This is a genomic window from Serratia sp. P2ACOL2, assembly GCF_003691565.1.
Classification (GTDB): domain Bacteria; phylum Pseudomonadota; class Gammaproteobacteria; order Enterobacterales; family Enterobacteriaceae; genus Serratia; species Serratia liquefaciens.
Genome location: NZ_CP033162.1, coordinates 2,814,838 through 2,831,057, shown reverse-complemented (window position 1 = coordinate 2,831,057; position 16,220 = coordinate 2,814,838). Strand labels below are relative to the sequence as shown.

Sequence of the window (16,220 nt, the reverse complement as noted above, 5' to 3'; positions counted from 1 at the left end):
TAAAATGCCTGTTTAACCCTGCTGTGACTGACCCTTGTTCAGGTCGGGCAGGGATGTTCGATGTTTGCTCCGCGGACAGAGCGGAAAAATCCAGTAACCATAATAATTTCGTCGCTGTTCAAATAAACGGCAAATAATTGCAGGAATATATTTTCATTATTTATATATCAGGCTAGATTAAACAGGTTTGCATCAAAGATAACCTAACGTGTCCGCAATAAAGTGATGCGAGTTATCGGCAATGGCGATTTTACACAGCGCAGTTTCGGGTTCAGGAGTGGATTAATGACAATATTAAAAGGGTTGCTGGCCGGCACCGTACTGCTTTTGGCCGCCTGCAGCAGCAACAACGAAGAACCAGTCCAGCAGGCTAACAGTGCAAGAATCAATAACTTACAGACCAGTGCTAACTGTGCCATCGTTGGCGGCGTCACGACCGTGACCCACAATTTAAACGGCGAAGCGATCAGAATGTGCCAAATGCCGAATGGTAAACAGTGCGAAGAATCGACGCTGGGGCGGGGTGCCTGCGCGAGCGCCGGCTAACGGTTAATAACACCAGGCCGCAGAGCAGCCTGGTGCACAGGGATCACTGCACCCAATCGCGCAGTGTATAAACCAGGGTATGGTCGCCGCCGCTCAGCGTTAATTGCTGAGCGCTGAGGGTGACTTTTGCTCCTTTGCCCAGCACGTCGCCGATCACCCGATCCCACTGATTGAGTTGCGGGTCTGCGCACAGCATGCGTGTTGAAGCCAGACCTTTTACCGTCAGCACGCCATTTTGCAATTGGCCATTGCCAAAGAAACGGTTACACATGGCACCGGAAACGTGCAGGGTTTCACCGAACTCGATGTTGGGCTGCTTGCCCTGGCCCGCTTTCACCGCTACGCCGTCGACGCTTTGCAAAATAAAGTTATGATGCAACAGGTCGCTTTCCTTTACCGTCTTTCCGTTTTGACTCATTCCACACCCGGCTAACAGCAGCGGCATTAACGCCACCAACATAGACTTTTTCATCGGCTCTCCTTAGGACAAATCAGGCATTGAGCTGGTTAGGGCAAGGCTCACCACGATCCAATTGGCTCACGTTCTGCAACGTGGTTTCCGAGATGCTGGTCAGCGCCTCTTCGGTCAGGAAAGCCTGATGACCGGTGAACAACACGTTGTGGCAAGCAGACAGACGACGGAAAATATCGTCCTGGATCACGTCATTGGATTTATCTTCGAAGAACAGGTCGCGTTCATTCTCATACACGTCCATCCCCAGGGCGCCGATTTTCTGTTGTTTCAGGGCATCAATCGCGGCTGATGAGTCAATCAAACCGCCGCGGCTGGTGTTGATGATCATCACGCCATTTTTCATCGCCGCAAAAGCGTCGGTGTTCAACAGATGGTGATTTTCCGGCGTCAGTGGGCAGTGCAGGGTAATGACGTCAGATTGCGCGTACAGCGTTTGCAGATCGACATATTCCGCACCGAGCTCCAATGCCTGTTCGCTTGGGTACGGGTCATAGGCCAGAAGCTTCATGCCGAAGCCTTTCAGGATGCGCATGGTGGCGACGCCAATCTTGCCGGTGCCAATCACCCCGGCGGTACGGTTGTGCATGTTGAAACCGATCAAACCCTCAAGCGAGAAATTGGCATCGCGGGTGCGTTGATAGGCACGGTGAATACGACGATTCAGGCACATCATCATGCCCACGGCATGTTCAGCGACCGCTTCCGGCGAGTAGGCCGGTACGCGCACCACCTTGATGCCCAGTTCTTTGGCGGCGTCCAAATCGACATTATTAAAGCCGGCGCAGCGCAGAGCCAAAATTTCGACCCCCAACGCCGCCAGTTCTTCAAGCACTTCACGGCTGCCGTCGTCGTTGACGAAGATGCAGATGGCTTTGCAGCCGGCGGCGTTTTTGGCGGTTTTTTTACTGAGCAGGAAGTCGAAGAACTCCAGCTCGTAACCAAACTGCTGATTCACCAGTTCGAGATATTTACGGTCATACTGTTTGGTGCTGTATATCGCCAATTTCATCGTGGTTTCTCCCGCGTGATTTTGTGATCAATTTAACAGATTTTAGTAAATTCTACAATTGGTTAGCCTGTTTGATGCGCGTTGAATGGCAGCAGTTATCGTTGCCGCAAAGGGTATTGATTAAGGGTAGCTGGCAACGTCACAACAGGGTGAATATTCGGCACGGAGTGGCTGAAAAGCGAAGCGCGAGAGATGAGAGAGAGGTTGGTTCCAGGCAAAAAAATCCCCACGGGGGTGTGGGGAATGGCTTCTCTAGTATAGTTAGCTAGCAGCTGACTTTTGTTAGAATGCTTGCAAGACTATTAATTATCAAAGGTAACGACAATAACAAAAGTCCGAAACAGTTCGCATTCATGTGATGAATATGTAACTAAAATTTACAGTATCCCTATCAACGGCTGCAAAAGCGCCGAAACGGGGCATCTTCGTCGGCGTTGGCTTCACCCTATGTCAAATTCATGCCATCATTATTGCCAATTCAGGCATAGACTTACTTAAAACGCTCTCTGGCCAGGGTAAGCGGCCTAACTCAGGAATGAAGCAATCATTTAATGACTAAGCGATTGAAAGTATTCATAGGGATTGTGGTCAGTACGGCGATCTTGCTGCTTGCGCTGTGGCAAACTCTGCCGCGCTGGTTGCCGCGTGTGATCTCTCATTGGCTTCCACAGGGCAGCCAATTGGTTTTGCAGGGCAAACCGCATTGGCGTCAGGGGGCATTGCAGCTGGATGGCGCGCGTTTTCTGGCACAAGACTGTTTGCTTGCCGCCGTCGGACCGACCCGATTGGCCTATCAGCAGGGGCGGTGGGAGCTCATCAGCGATAAGCTGAATGTCGATACTGCCTGCTTATCAAAATTACCCGCCGCTGACGCCAGCAGTGCACCACTGGCGCTGGACCAATTGCAAAAACAACTGCCGCTGCTGGACGTTACCATCAAGGATTTCGCGGTGGTGCCGTGGCAGTACTACGCCGGTAAATTACAGATACATTCCTCTGTAGAGGGCCAGCGCCTGCAATATCAGGGGCCGAATATTCAGCTCGATGCGCTGTTGGATCCGCAGCAGCAATTGACGCTCAACGGCCTGACGATCACTGCGCCAGACAGCCCACAACCGCTGCATCTGACCGGCAAAATAGCCATTCCGCTCGATTTGGACAGTATTCCGGCACAAGGGGCGCTGCAGGGCGAAATGCAGACCGGCTATCTGGACAAACCCTTACTGTTGGACATGCGCTGGCAACAGCAGCAGGGCGTGCTGACGCTGACGGAAAAGGGTGAAAACAAACCCCTGGCGACGCTACCTTGGGAGATCAACGCCCAACAGGTCAGCATTAAACAGGGCGAATGGCGCTGGCCATACAGCCAGCAACCGCTAAACGGCGGGGTGAACATTGCGCTGCACGACTGGAGTAAAGGTTTTGATGAGACGCAGATCAGCGCCCGTTTGAATGTCATCACCGACGGCCATAACGGCAAAGGCAACGCGGTATTAACGCTGGGGCCGGGTAAAGTCGGCCTGACCGACAGCGATCTGCGTTTCCAACTGACCGGCCAGGCGAATCTGTCCGACTTTTCAATGACTGCCTCGATCCCCGGTATTGTCAGCGGCACCATTCTCAACCCGACGCTGGTCTTGCAGTCTGGTTCACTGCTGCGACTGTGGGGCAACGCCACGCCGGAAATGAAATTGGAAGAGGCGCGTTTGCCGTTGGCCGGGGTGAAAGTGACTGCTGCCGGCATCACCGGTCGGTTGCAGGCCATTATTAATGCCAGCGACAGCTACTGGGGGCGTTTTAAACTGCATCTGGACGGCAAGGCGCAAGATTTTTGGCCGGACCATGGCAACTGGCAATGGCGCTACTGGGGCAACGGACAATTACCGCCGTTGCAGGCTGCCTGGGACGTTGCCGGCAGCGGCAGTTGGCAGGACAGCACGCTGATCCTCGATCGGCTTTCCACTGGTTTTGATCGTTTGAAGTACAGCATGGTAACGGTGGATGCGCCGCGCCTTAGCCTCAGTCAGCCGCTGCGTTGGCAGCGGGACGAGAAAAACCCGGCGTTTAATGGCGAACTGCAACTGGTTTCGGGCAAGGTCAGCTTTACTAACGGCGGTTACCTGCCTGCACCGGTGTTGGCGCTTCAGATGAAGGGCACAACGCCGGATAATTTCCAGCTGCAGGGCAAACTGCAGGCGGAACAGATTGGCCCTATAGCGCTACGTGGCCGCTGGGACGGTGAGCGTTTACGCGGAGAGGGCTGGTGGCCGAAGCAGTCGCTGAAGGTGTTCCAACCGCTCATCTCGCCGGATCTCAATATCAAACTGCGCGACGGTGAATTCTATGCGCAATCGGCCTTCTCTGCCGCACGGGTGCAGGGTTTTGAGGCCGGTGGCCATTGGGTGGTGAAGCAGGGCGGCATGTGGCTGAAAGACGGTGAGATGAGCGGGCTGGATTTCGTCATGTCCTACCGCCTGAAAAATCACATTTGGCAGCTCGGCGCCAAGCAACCGATGATGCTGCGCATCAAGTCTTTCCGCAACCTGTTCGAAATGCAGAATATTACCGCCGATCTTCAGGGCGCTTATCCTTACAGCGAGCAGGCACCGCTGACGCTGAGCAACGTCGGTATGGACGCGTTGAACGGCCACATCAGCCTGTCTGCGCTGCGCATGCCGCAGCATGACGCCGCCGTATTGAAGCTGGATAAGGTGGATCTCAGTGCCTTGTTTACCGCGTTGAAGCCAAAACAGTTTGCCATGTCAGGACGGGTAGACGGTGAATTGCCGCTGTTCCTGAATCATCCTAAATGGCTGGTGCGCAACGGTTGGATTGCCAACGCTGGCATGTTGACGCTGCGCCTGGACAAGGACATGGCCGATGCCATCGGCAGTAATAATATGGCGACCGGCGCCGCGATAGATTGGCTGCGCTATATGGAGATTAACCGCTCCAAGGCCAGAGTCGATCTCGACAACCTCGGTGAACTGACGCTGAAGGCGCGCATTGACGGGGTTAACCCGCAAAAAAGCGCTAAAAGAGAGGTTATCCTGAACTATAGCCATCAGGAAAACGTGTTTCAGCTTTGGCGCAGCCTGCGCTTTGGCGACAATTTACAGGAGTGGCTGGAACAGGCCCTCACCAAACCTGGGGAACAACCATGAAAATCATCAGCGGGCCATTGCTGGCCGCCGTGCTCGGCACCTCAATGCTGAGCGGCTGCGTGCCACGCATCGAGGTCGCCACGCCTAAAGATCCGATCACCATCAATATGAACGTCAAGATTGAACATGAAATTCACATCAAAGTGGATAAAGACGTCGAGAATCTGCTGAAAGACAAAAGCGGTCTGTTCTAGGAGCCAACATGAAAAAACGTTATTTAGGCTTGATTGGCGCCGCCTGGCTGTTCAGCAGCATGGCAATGGCATTGACGCTGGATGAGGCCAAGCAACAGGGGCGCGTCGGTGAAACGCTCAACGGCTATATTGCGCCGGTGAAGCAGGACGCCGAAACCTTGACCCTGGTGAAAAATATTAATGCCGGACGCACCGAGAAATACCAACAGGTGGCGGACAGCAATCATATCGCCATCGACGATGTGGCGCGCATGGCCGGGCAAAAACTGGTCGCACGTGCCCCCGTGGGGGAATACGTACGCGGCATAAACGGCCAATGGTTGAAGAAATAAAAAAAAGCGCGCCCTGAGGCGCGCAATAGCGATATAACATTGGATTTTTATGAGGGTAGAGCGGGTTTGACAGGATTTGGCTTGTTCTGTTGAAGCTTTGCAGGGGCATCACACCCCTGCAACGGGCATCAGGCGGCAACAACCTGTGCCAGCGTGGCTTTGGCATCGGCCTGTGCTTTGGTGGCAACATCCGGCCCGTAGGCGATACCTTCAGCGAACACAAACTCGACGTCGGTGATACCGATAAAGCCCAGGAACAGACGCAGGTAAGGTTCGACCAGGTCAGTCGGGGTGCCTTTGTGAATGCCACCGCGGCTGGTCAGAATGATGGCACGCTTACCTTTCACCAGGCCTTCCGGACCGTTTTCGGTGTAGCGGAAGGTGACGCCGGCACGAGCAATCAGGTCGAAATAGTTCTTCAACTGGGTCGGAATGTTGAAGTTATACATCGGGGCCGCCATAACGATGGTGTCATTGGCTTGCAGTTCGGCGATCAGCTCGTCGGACAACGCCAGGGCTTCGGTTTGACGCGGGGTCAGCGGCGTGTCGGAAGGACGCAGGGCGCCAACCAGTTCACCGTCCAGTACCGGGATTGGCTGTGCAGCCAGGTCACGCACGGTGATGGTGTCGTTGCCATGAGCCTTTGCCCACTGCTCAACGAAGAAATCTGCCAGTTGGTTAGACTGCGAGTAGCCCGCCAGGATGCTTGATTTAAGAACCAGTACTTTGCTCATCGGTAATTCCTTACGTTATGACAGTGACATCAGGACAACGCGTCCTTTGCATGCAGTACACTCTATTCACATTTTTTCAGCAGTGATAGCGCAATATTTCGAGACCTTTGTTCGATTTTATTGAATAAGCTGCCGGGACATAAGCGGCGGGATTATGGGGAAAAAGGGGCTTATGTTATTCTGCGCACTTAAAGCTGAAAACTCGCTAACCCATTACCAAACCGCTGCTAAAGCTTGATACAGCAGCGATGAAACAAGGAATACCGAACGTGAAATCTCCGCTCGCGGCACTGTCTGCCCAACTGGGCGAGCTGATGCTCCGTGACCAACAACGTCTGCAACGTCGGCTGCAGGGCGCACGAAAAATCAAAAATCCCGATGCTCAGTTGGCCGTCGCCGCCGAGCTGGAAAGTGACATAACGGCAGCGTTGCAAAAAGTGCAATCGCGCGCCGCATCCTGTCCGAAAGTCACCTACCCGGAAAACCTGCCGGTCAGTCAGAAAAAACAGGATATTCTGCAGGCCATCCGCGACCATCAGGTGGTGATTGTTGCCGGTGAAACCGGTTCGGGGAAAACCACCCAGTTGCCGAAGATCTGTCTGGAGCTGGGGCGCGGGGTCAAAGGGCTGATCGGCCATACCCAACCTCGACGCCTGGCGGCGCGTACCGTAGCCAACCGCATTGCCGACGAGCTGGAAACGCCGTTGGGCGGCAGCGTCGGTTATAAGGTGCGCTTTAACGACCAGGTCAGCGAAAACACCCTGGTCAAACTGATGACCGACGGGATCCTGTTGGCGGAAATCCAGCAGGACCGGCTGCTGATGCAGTACGACACGTTGATTATCGATGAAGCGCACGAACGCAGCCTGAACATTGATTTCATCCTGGGTTACCTGCGTGAACTGCTGCCAAAGCGCCCGGATCTCAAAGTCATCATCACTTCGGCGACTATCGATCCGCAGCGTTTTTCGCGCCATTTCAATAACGCGCCGATTATCGAAGTCTCTGGTCGTACTTATCCGGTCGAGGTGCGTTATCGTCCGGTAGTGGACGATGCCGACGATATCGACCGCGATCAACTGCAGGCGATTTTCGATGCGGTAGATGAGCTGGGCCGCGAAGGGCCGGGGGATATTCTGATCTTCATGAGCGGCGAGCGCGAAATTCGCGACACCGCCGACGCCCTGAACCGTCTTAATTTGCCGCATACCGAGGTCCTGCCGCTGTATGCCCGTTTGTCGAACAGCGAACAAAACCGGGTATTCCAGTCGCATCACGGCCGGCGCATCGTGCTGGCGACCAACGTGGCGGAAACCTCACTGACCGTGCCCGGCATCAAGTACGTGATTGATCCCGGTACCGCGCGTATCAGTCGTTACAGTTTCCGCACCAAGGTGCAGCGCCTGCCGATCGAACCGGTTTCGCAGGCTTCCGCCAATCAGCGCAAGGGCCGCTGCGGGCGCGTCTCCGACGGTATTTGCATTCGTCTGTACTCGGAACAGGACTTCCTGTCGCGCCCGGAGTTTACCGATCCGGAGATCCTGCGCACCAACCTGGCGTCGGTTATCTTGCAGATGACGTCGCTTGGGTTAGGGGATATCGCCGCTTTCCCGTTCGTTGAGGCGCCGGACAAGCGCAATATTCTCGATGGTGTGCGCCTGCTCGAAGAGCTGGGCGCGATTAAAACGGCCGACAATGGCCACTACCAGCTCACGCCTCAGGGGCGTCAATTGGCGCAGTTGCCGATCGACCCGCGTTTAGCGCGCATGGTGCTGGAGGCGCAGAAAAGCGGCAGCGTGCGTGAAGTGATGATCATCACCGCTGCGCTGTCGATACAGGATCCGCGCGAACGGCCAATGGACAAGCAGCAGGCCTCGGACGAGAAACACCGGCGCTTTGCCGACAAAGATTCGGATTTCCTGGCTTACGTCAACCTGTGGGACTGGCTGAAAGAGCAGCAGAAAGAGCACTCCTCCAGTCAGTTCCGTCGGCTGTGCCGAAATGATTTCCTTAACTATTTGCGGGTGCGTGAATGGCAGGACATTTATACCCAGCTGCGTCAGGTGGTTAAAGAGCTGGGGCTGCCGGTCAACAGTGAACCTTCCGATTACCGTAGCGTACACACCGCGTTATTGACCGGTTTGCTATCGCATATCGGCCAGAAAGATGCTGATAAGCAAGAGTACACGGGCGCTCGCAACGCAAGATTTTCTATCTTCCCAGGTTCAGGTCTGTTCAAGAAGCCGCCGAAATGGACCATGGTGGCCGAACTGGTTGAGACCAGCCGCCTGTGGGGGCGTATCGCCGCACGTATCGAACCGGAGTGGATTGAGCCGTTAGCCCAGCACCTGGTGAAGCACAGCTACAGCGAACCCCATTGGTCGAAATCCCAGGGTGCGGTGATGGCCACCGAAAAAGTGACGCTGTTCGGGTTACCCATCGTCGCTGCGCGACAGGTTAATTACAGCACCATAGATCCGCTGCTGTGCCGGGAACTGTTTATCCGCCATGCGCTGGTGGAAGGCGACTGGCAGACGCGCCATGCATTCTTCAGTGCCAACCTGAAGCTGCGTGCGGAAGTGGAGGAGCTGGAGCATAAGTCGCGCCGTCGTGACATTTTGGTTGATGATGAAACCCTGTTCAGTTTCTACGATCAGCGCATCCCTGGCGAGGTGATCTCCGGGCGTCATTTTGACAACTGGTGGAAAAACGCCGCAAAACAGAACGCGGATTTGCTCAGCTTTGAAAAAGAGATGCTGATCAAGGACGGTGCCAATAAGGTCAGTGCGCTGGACTATCCGAATACCTGGCATCAGGGCAACCTTAAGCTGCGCCTGACCTATCAGTTTGAGCCAGGTACCGACGCCGACGGCGTGACGGTGCATATTCCTCTGCCGATCCTTAATCAGGTTGAGGATCAGGGTTTTGAGTGGCAAATTCCAGGCATTCGCCGTGAATTGGTGATCGCCCTGATCAAGTCGCTGCCCAAACCGGTTCGTCGCAACTTTGTACCGGCACCGAACTATGCCGAGGCTTTTCTGGGACGGGTCACCGCGCTGGAATTGCCGCTGTTGGATGCGCTGGAGCGCGAGCTGCGTCGTATGACTGGTGTGACAGTGTCACGAGATGACTGGCAGTGGGAACAGGTGCCCGATCACCTTAAAATGACTTTCCGGGTGGTGGGGGAAAAACACAAAACCCTGCTGGAAGGCAAAAACCTGACCGCGCTGAAGCTGCAACTGAAAGACAAGGTGCAGGAAACCCTGTCTGCGGTGGCAGACGATGGGCTGGAGCAAAGCAATCTGCATATCTGGAGCTTCGGCAAACTGCCGGAGTTTTATGAGCAGAAACGCGGTGGCTATTCGATGAAGGCGTATCCGGCGCTGGTGGATGAAAAAGACAGCGTGGCGATCCGTTTGTTCGACAGCGAGCAGGAACAGCAACAGGCGATGTGGCAGGGAACGCGCCGCCTGCTGTTGCTGAACATTCCATCGCCCATCAAGTATCTGCATGAAAAACTGCCTAACAAAGCCAAGCTGGGGCTGTACTTTAACCCTTATGGCAGGGTGCTGGATTTGATTGACGACTGCATCTCGTGCGGCATCGATAAGCTGATTGCCGAGCACGGCGGGCCGGTTTGGCAGGAAGAGGATTTTGCCCGCCTGCAGGAAAAAGTGCGCGCCGAGCTGAATGAAACGGTGGTAGGAGTAGCCAAACAGGTCGAGCAGATCCTGACGGCGGTGTTCAACATCAATAAACGGCTGAAAGGCCGGGTGGACATCTCCCTGGCGCTGGCGCTGTCAGATATTAAAAACCAGCTCGGCGGCCTGGTTTATCGCGGTTTTGTGACCAACAACGGCTGGAAGCGTCTGTCGGATACGTTGCGCTATCTGCAGGCAATTGAGCGCCGTCTGGAGAAGCTGGCGACCGATCCGCATCGCGATCGAGCGCAGATGCTGCGGGTGGAACAGGTGCAACAGGCCTGGCAACAGTGGCTGAACAAACTACCGCCGAAGCGACAGCAGGATGAAGAGGTGAAAGAGGTGCGTTGGATGATCGAAGAACTGCGCGTCAGTCTGTTCGCTCAGCAACTCGGCACGCCTTACCCGATCTCTGACAAGCGTATCTTGCAGACTATCGAACAGCTTTCGGGCTGAGCAACGCGAACAGGCAGCCTGTGCAGACCAGGCACAGGCTGCACACCAGCAGCGTTGCGGGCAGGTTTTGCCCAGGGTCAGCACCGTGGCACAGCATTTGGGCTTTTCCAGCGACAGCGCTTTTATCGCGTTCTTCCGGCAGTTCACCGGCACCACGCCCAAGGGCTTTATGGCGGGAAACGTCTCAAGGGAAACCGGCGCAGAAGCCCACGCCGGCTTATAACGCTTATTTCCCCGCGGCCAGTGCGTCCAGCGCATCGCGGATACCGGTCACCGCCAGTGCGCGGTTATCGGCACGGTAACGATCTTTGGCTGCCGGTGCGGAGCTTTGAATGGCGATGAGCTTCCAGCCAGCGGCGGTTTTCAGCAATAACGGCGAGCCGCTGTCGCCGGGCAGGGTATCGCATTGATGCGACAGTACGCCTTGTTGCGCCCAACCCGTCACTTTACAGTTTTGGTGACTGTAGAGATCGTCGAGGTGATCTCCCGGATACCCGGCCTGGGTAATCAGCCGTTTGGCCTGTTTCAGCGCCTGAGTCAGAGCCTTGCTGTCGCCTTGCCACAGCGGCAACGGCTTAATCGGCAGCGGCTTTTTATCCTTCAGGCGGATCAGGGCAAAGTCATACGCCGCGGCTGCTGGCGGTACGATCCAGCCGTCGCCGTCGGCCTTGAGCTTTTTGCCCAGCTTGCGGTCAACCAGCGTCTCGATATTGTCGGTCTGGTATTGCCAACTCTTGTTGCCGGCCACAAAGCGCAGTGCGATCGCCTTGTCCAATTGGCCCGGCGGTGCCAGCACGCAGTGCCCGGCGGTGAGTGCCAGATGAGGAGAGATCAGCGTGGCGGTGCACAAATTACCGCTGGCGGTTTCTACCTGGCCAATCGCCTGCCACGGCCAGCCGTCGGTTTCGGTGACCTTGATGCGTTCATCTTTGCCAAAAAACAGGCGTGTTTGCTCAGCGATCGATGCATCGGAAGGGCTGTCGGCCCTTGCTGAGAGGGAAAGTGCGAGCGGGAATGAGCACAGCAACAGCAAAACGGTTATGCGCATAGGTTTCTTGCCTGGAAATGACGGGTCATCCATAAACACACTGAATGGTAACTATAGACTGATTTAGTCGCAGTGTGGATGGGCAGTGATTGATTTTTCAATAATTTCTTATCCCGAAGGGCTGAGCGGCTACAGATAAAAAAAGGCGGCAATGAGCCCGCAAAGGATCAGGCTGGCCAAAATGATCTCAAATAGGTAGCGACGCAGCATGATGAGAACCCCCGATGAAAAAACACCCGGCGAACCGGGTGTTGGACAACTCAAGCCTGGACTGGTGAGGGGAGCCTCACTTCAGATTGCGATTATGCCGCTGGCGTGCTGGTGGCTTTTTTGTGGCTGGCTTTTTTGTGGTGTTTCTTGGCGGCCTGGGCTTTCTGAGCGGGCGCTTTCTTGGCAGTAGCTTTGTGGTGCTTTTTAGCCGCCTGCGCTTTTTGTACTGGCGCTTTCTTCGCGTGATGTTTCTTCACGTGAGTGGTTTTAGCCGGAGCTGCGGTGGTGGTAGTCGCTGTCGCAGCTGGGGTTGCCGTGGTGGTGGCAGCGTCAGCAGCGAAGGCAACAGAAGACAGACCCATTGCAGCGGCAACAACCAGAGCTAATACTTTTTTCATTGTAGATTCCTCAAATGACTCATCATGTATCGAGCCCACTGCGGGGCCGGTGTAAAGATAGTAGGCAAACGCCAGAATGCTTTCCGTGAGTGATTGGTTTCGGCGTGTAACCTAATGTACGAACCCACAGAAAAGGGAGATGAAAGCGCCGGCGAGCGATAATCGTGGTTAGAGCGGATGCCCAATAGGCACTGATTTTTTCCATTTTAGTTACAACATACATAAGGAGGATTGCCGACCCACTCTCTGCGGCCAAGGTGTCGTAAGAGGGGGAAGTGCGCTATGGAATCATGCTGGCAAAGCAGGGGAAAATGCCCAGGCACGGGACATTGTGCCTGGGGACAGGATTACAGGTAGCGGTTTTCCAAATGCTTGCGGAAATAGGCCGGGTTAAGCGCTTCGCCGGTCGCGTTAGCGATCAACGTATCGGTAGGGAAACGGCTGCCGTGGCGCCAGATATTCTGTTTCAGCCAGTGGAACAGCGGATTCAGGTTGCCTTCGGCAATGTCGCTGCTCAACGATGGCATTGCTTCACGTGCGCTGTGGAACAGCTGCGCGGCATACATGGCGCCCAGAGTGTAAGTCGGGAAGTAACCGAAGGCACCGTCAGTCCAGTGAATGTCCTGCATGCAGCCATTACGGTAGTTGCCGACGGTATCCAGGCCGAGGTAACCCTTCATTTTCTCATTCCACAGTGCCGGAATGTCCTCCACCTCGATCTCGCCTTCAACCAGGGCTTTCTCGATCTCATAACGCAAGATTACGTGCGCCGGGTAGCTCACCTCGTCAGCATCTACGCGGATCAGGCCGGGTTTTACACGCTGATTCAGACGGATAAAGTTAGCTTCTTCCAGCGCCGGCTGCTCGCCAAATTGCTGGGTCACCAACGGGCGCAGGATCTTCAGGAAGTCGCTGCCGCGCGCCAACTGCATTTCAAACAGCAGGCTTTGCGATTCGTGGATGGCCGTTGAGCGCGCCTGAGCTACAGGTTGGCCCAGCCAGTCACGCGGCAGGTTTTGCTCGTAGCGGGCATGGCCGGTTTCATGCACGATACCGAGCAGTGCCGTCAGGAATTCTTTATCGTTATAGCGAGTGGTGATGCGCACGTCTTCAGGTACGCCACCGCAGAATGGGTGGGCACTGACGTCCACGCGGCCGCCATCAAAGTTAAAACCGAGCAGTTTCATTACGCTCAAACTCAGTTGACGCTGGGTCTCCACATTGAACGGCCCTTGTGGGATCAGGCAAGGTTCCTGAGCCTGTTTGGTCACCACTTTCTGCAGCAGGTCAGGCAACCAGGTTTTCAGATCGCCAAAAATGCGGTCGATATCGCTGCTGCGCATGCCCGGTTCATACAGATTCAGCAGCGCATCGTAGCGGCTGGTGCCTGCTGCTTCGGCCCGGATCTGCGCTTCCTGTCGGCTAAGCTTGACTACTTCACGCAGGTTCTCCGCGAAACCTTCCCAGTCGTTGGCTGGACGCTGAGCGCGCCAGGCATGTTCACAACGCGCGCCGGCCAGCGACTTGGCTTCGACCAGCGACTCCGGCACCAGCACCGCATTGTCATATTGGCGACGCATTTCCAGCAGGTTGGCGCGATCAATGTCATCCAGGGTTTCCTGCTGTGCACGTTCAAACAGGCGGCCGGTTTTTTCTGCGGTCAAAATTTGGTGTTGCAGTACGCACAGTTCAGCCAGCGCTTCCGAACGTGCTTTGCTGCCGCCCGGTGGCATCATGGTTTGCATGTCCCAACCGGCAATAGCGGAAAGGTGGCCGAAGCGCGACAGGCGGGTGAACAGGGCGCGCAGCTCGTCGTATGAGGATGGGGTATGTGCAGATGTCATCGTTTAGCTCCATATTATTTTAATCCGGATCACTCTTTTGCGTAGTCATGCTGCGCGTGAACAGGGTTACACCGGGTCTGCTTTTAAATCGAAAGTGGGCTTTATTGGCCAACAGAAACGGAAGCTGGCACCGCCGAGCGAACTGGCGTCAACATAAACCTGGCCCTGATAGGCCACGGCAATCGAATGCACAATGGCCAGGCCAAGGCCGCAACCGCCGGTGGCACGATCGCGGCTCGGATCGAGGCGGACAAAGGGTTCGAATACCCGTTCACGCTCTTCCGGCGGAATGCCGGGTCCATCGTCTTCTACCTGTAAGCAGGCATTGTCGCCGTCAAACCACAGGCCGATACGCAGGCGCTGTTCGGAGTAACGCAATGCGTTGTTTACCAGGTTATCCAGCACCCGCTCCATCAGACGCAAATCAACGCCGCCAAAATCGCCGACGTGGGGGATATCCAGTTGAATTTCTCGTTCCGGATGGATAAGCCGCAGGTCATCCGCCTTGTCTTCCAACCATTTGGGCAAGTCGAGCGGCTCTATATTGAGCGCCACCTGGGGACGATCCAACCGCGCGTAGGTAAGCAGTTCATCGATAAGTGACTCTAACTGGCCGATATCGCGATTCAATGCCTGTTGCTCGCTATCGGACAGATTATCGCTCATCGCCAGCCGATAACGCAGCCGTACCAGTGGCGTTCGCAGCTCGTGGGCGATGCCGTCGATGAGCTGTTTCTTGCTGGCGATCAGCGTATTGACGTTATCCGCCATCTGGTTAAAGGCCACCCCAAGCCGGTTCAGACTGGAGGTAGGATCGAAATGGGTACGTTCATCCAGGTGCCCGGCCCCCAGGCGCTGTGCCGCGTTTTCCAACTTCAGCAAATCCTGCCAGTGCGGGCGCATCCACAGAAACACCGGCAGCGCCAGCGACATGCCGATAAACACCAGCAGCGCCAAATCCAGCAGCCGCATTTGATGCAGATAGAACAGATAAGGGATCGGACCCACCACCAACACATAGTGGCTGCGGGGAATGCGCTGCATAAAGGTGTATTGATCGTCGAGCGCGATAATTTCGCCAAGGCGCAGGCGTTTCTTCAGGTCTTCACTCAGATCCTGTTTACCCAGCGGTTCAATGTGCAGCTTAAACGACAGGTTCAAATCCAGCGTGGCGATGGTCTTGTTCCAGTCTTTCAGCGGGATTTCCCGCAGTTCGCTGCGCATCAGGTACAGCGAACTTTTCATCAGGTCGTCCATCGACTGGCGGCCGGCGCGTTCAGCGGTGACTTTGTACACCAGGCCAACCAGCATCGCCATCACCAGGAAGCAAACGAAAAGCAGCAGGAAAAACTGCACAAAGAGCTTTCTCATTGCTGCACGAACTCCCAGGCGTTCGGGGCGAACAGGTAACCTTTATTGCGCACGGTTTTGACGCGAAAAGGCTCCAGTGCGTTGTCGTACAACTTGCGGCGCAGGCGGGAAATCGCGACGTCGATACTGCGGTCCAGGCCATCATAGCTCACGCCGCGCAGGTTTTGCAGCAAGGCTTCGCGATCCATGATTTGACCGGCATGAGTGGCCAGTTCCCACAGCAGATCGAAATCCGAGGTGGAAAGGGTGATGATCTCTTCGCCCAGCGTCACCTGGCGGTTGACCGGGTCGATGCACAACAAGCCAAAGTGCAAGGCGTTGTGCTGGGTGATCGGCTGGGTCGATTCTTCCTTTGGCTGATGGCCATGCTGACGCAGATGCAGGCGTAGCCGCGCCAACAACACCGCCGGGGGCGTGGTTTTCAGGATGTAATCGTTGGCACCCATTTCCAGCGAAAGGATATGGTTCATGTCGCTGTCCAGCGAGGTCAGCAGCACGATCGGGCCTGCGAAGGTCGGACGCAGATCGCGGCATAAAGTCATACCGTCCTTGCCGGGCAACATAATGTCGAGCAGCACCAGATCCGGTTGCTCCAGCTCGATGCGAGCCTGTGCACTGTCGCCACGCGGCTCGATCAGAACCTCAATATCGTGCTTGCCCAGATAGGCGGCAATCAGTTTGCCGACTTCCGGATCGTCTTCAACAAAAACAATTTTATGCATATTCAGCGGTTTTATC

General features: G+C 55.4%; 14 protein-coding genes. 6 read left to right on the top strand and 8 right to left on the bottom strand.

The features are described 5' to 3' along the window. The first annotated feature begins 285 nt into the window (after positions 1 to 285). Complete coding sequence (locus EBA31_RS13715) at positions 286 to 546, top strand: DUF333 domain-containing protein (protein ID WP_046373425.1); 261 nt, start codon at positions 286 to 288, stop codon at positions 544 to 546. A 43-nt stretch (positions 547 to 589) separates the two neighbouring features. Here the strand turns inward: EBA31_RS13715 and hslJ are convergent, their stop codons facing one another. Together hslJ and EBA31_RS13705 are read right to left on the bottom strand one after the other, a co-directional pair. Beyond that, positions 590 to 1,018 (bottom strand): heat shock protein HslJ, encoded by a 429-nt coding sequence (gene hslJ / locus EBA31_RS13710; protein ID WP_122079466.1) that lies wholly within the window; start codon positions 1,016 to 1,018, stop codon positions 590 to 592. A gap of 19 nt (positions 1,019 to 1,037) precedes the next feature. Beyond that, positions 1,038 to 2,030, bottom strand: a complete 993-nt coding sequence (locus EBA31_RS13705; protein ID WP_020827072.1) for a 2-hydroxyacid dehydrogenase — start codon at positions 2,028 to 2,030, stop codon at positions 1,038 to 1,040. 551 nt (positions 2,031 to 2,581) lie between these two features. Between EBA31_RS13705 and EBA31_RS13700 the strand changes: the two genes are divergently transcribed. The 3 genes from EBA31_RS13700 to EBA31_RS13690 are packed head-to-tail and all read left to right on the top strand — an operon-like array spanning position 2,582 to position 5,720. After that, positions 2,582 to 5,194 carry a YdbH family protein gene (locus EBA31_RS13700; protein ID WP_122079465.1) on the top strand — a complete coding sequence of 871 codons (2,613 nt, stop codon included), beginning with the start codon at positions 2,582 to 2,584 and terminating at the stop codon, positions 5,192 to 5,194. Continuing rightward, a complete protein-coding gene (locus EBA31_RS13695; protein ID WP_020827070.1) occupies positions 5,191 to 5,388 on the top strand; it encodes a YnbE family lipoprotein in 198 nt (65 codons plus the stop codon). The genes EBA31_RS13700 and EBA31_RS13695 overlap by 4 nt, the downstream gene beginning before the upstream one ends. Before the next feature lie 8 nt (positions 5,389 to 5,396). Then, positions 5,397 to 5,720, top strand: coding sequence for a YdbL family protein (locus tag EBA31_RS13690; RefSeq protein WP_122079464.1), 324 nt, complete (start codon positions 5,397 to 5,399; stop codon positions 5,718 to 5,720). A gap of 128 nt (positions 5,721 to 5,848) precedes the next feature. Here the strand turns inward: EBA31_RS13690 and azoR are convergent, their stop codons facing one another. Beyond that, positions 5,849 to 6,454, bottom strand: a complete 606-nt coding sequence (gene azoR / locus EBA31_RS13685) for an FMN-dependent NADH-azoreductase (protein WP_020827068.1) — start codon at positions 6,452 to 6,454, stop codon at positions 5,849 to 5,851. 269 nt (positions 6,455 to 6,723) lie between these two features. On the opposite strand from azoR, the gene hrpA reads away from it, so the two are divergent. Next, positions 6,724 to 10,611 (top strand): ATP-dependent RNA helicase HrpA, encoded by a 3,888-nt coding sequence (gene hrpA, locus EBA31_RS13680; RefSeq protein WP_122079463.1) that lies wholly within the window; start codon positions 6,724 to 6,726, stop codon positions 10,609 to 10,611. Positions 10,612 to 10,696: 85 nt separating this feature from the next. After that, positions 10,697 to 10,834, top strand: coding sequence for a hypothetical protein (locus tag EBA31_RS13675; protein WP_221932189.1), 138 nt, complete (start codon positions 10,697 to 10,699; stop codon positions 10,832 to 10,834). Positions 10,835 to 10,837: 3 nt separating this feature from the next. Here the strand turns inward: EBA31_RS13675 and EBA31_RS13670 are convergent, their stop codons facing one another. From EBA31_RS13670 to rstA, 5 genes are all read right to left on the bottom strand, one after another. After that, positions 10,838 to 11,659 (bottom strand): serine protease, encoded by an 822-nt coding sequence (locus tag EBA31_RS13670; RefSeq protein ID WP_046373433.1) that lies wholly within the window; start codon positions 11,657 to 11,659, stop codon positions 10,838 to 10,840. Between the two features lie 302 nt (positions 11,660 to 11,961). Beyond that, positions 11,962 to 12,267: an acid resistance repetitive basic protein Asr gene (gene asr / locus EBA31_RS13665; protein WP_020827063.1), complete on the bottom strand. Its 306-nt coding sequence runs from the start codon at positions 12,265 to 12,267 to the stop codon at positions 11,962 to 11,964. Between the two features lie 347 nt (positions 12,268 to 12,614). Then, the gene (locus EBA31_RS13660; RefSeq protein ID WP_122079462.1) at positions 12,615 to 14,111 is read right to left on the bottom strand and encodes a carboxypeptidase M32; all 1,497 of its coding nucleotides are present in this window, start codon (positions 14,109 to 14,111) and stop codon (positions 12,615 to 12,617) included. Positions 14,112 to 14,177: 66 nt separating this feature from the next. Beyond that, a complete protein-coding gene (gene rstB, locus EBA31_RS13655; RefSeq protein ID WP_020827061.1) occupies positions 14,178 to 15,482 on the bottom strand; it encodes a two-component system sensor histidine kinase RstB in 1,305 nt (434 codons plus the stop codon). Continuing rightward, complete coding sequence (rstA, locus tag EBA31_RS13650; protein ID WP_041415408.1) at positions 15,479 to 16,204, bottom strand: two-component system response regulator RstA; 726 nt, start codon at positions 16,202 to 16,204, stop codon at positions 15,479 to 15,481. The genes rstB and rstA overlap by 4 nt, the downstream gene beginning before the upstream one ends. Positions 16,205 to 16,220: the final 16 nt, after the last annotated feature.

Coding starts and splice junctions, on each gene's coding strand:
- EBA31_RS13715 (WP_046373425.1), top strand. CDS start 286: ATGACAATATTAAAAGGGTTGCTGGCCGGCACCGTACTGCTTTTGGCC.
- hslJ (WP_122079466.1), bottom strand. CDS start 1,018: ATGAAAAAGTCTATGTTGGTGGCGTTAATGCCGCTGCTGTTAGCCGGG.
- EBA31_RS13705 (WP_020827072.1), bottom strand. CDS start 2,030: ATGAAATTGGCGATATACAGCACCAAACAGTATGACCGTAAATATCTC.
- EBA31_RS13700 (WP_122079465.1), top strand. CDS start 2,582: ATGACTAAGCGATTGAAAGTATTCATAGGGATTGTGGTCAGTACGGCG.
- EBA31_RS13695 (WP_020827070.1), top strand. CDS start 5,191: ATGAAAATCATCAGCGGGCCATTGCTGGCCGCCGTGCTCGGCACCTCA.
- EBA31_RS13690 (WP_122079464.1), top strand. CDS start 5,397: ATGAAAAAACGTTATTTAGGCTTGATTGGCGCCGCCTGGCTGTTCAGC.
- azoR (WP_020827068.1), bottom strand. CDS start 6,454: ATGAGCAAAGTACTGGTTCTTAAATCAAGCATCCTGGCGGGCTACTCG.
- EBA31_RS13670 (WP_046373433.1), bottom strand. CDS start 11,659: ATGCGCATAACCGTTTTGCTGTTGCTGTGCTCATTCCCGCTCGCACTT.
- asr (WP_020827063.1), bottom strand. CDS start 12,267: ATGAAAAAAGTATTAGCTCTGGTTGTTGCCGCTGCAATGGGTCTGTCT.
- EBA31_RS13660 (WP_122079462.1), bottom strand. CDS start 14,111: ATGACATCTGCACATACCCCATCCTCATACGACGAGCTGCGCGCCCTG.
- rstB (WP_020827061.1), bottom strand. CDS start 15,482: ATGAGAAAGCTCTTTGTGCAGTTTTTCCTGCTGCTTTTCGTTTGCTTC.
- rstA (WP_041415408.1), bottom strand. CDS start 16,204: ATGCATAAAATTGTTTTTGTTGAAGACGATCCGGAAGTCGGCAAACTG.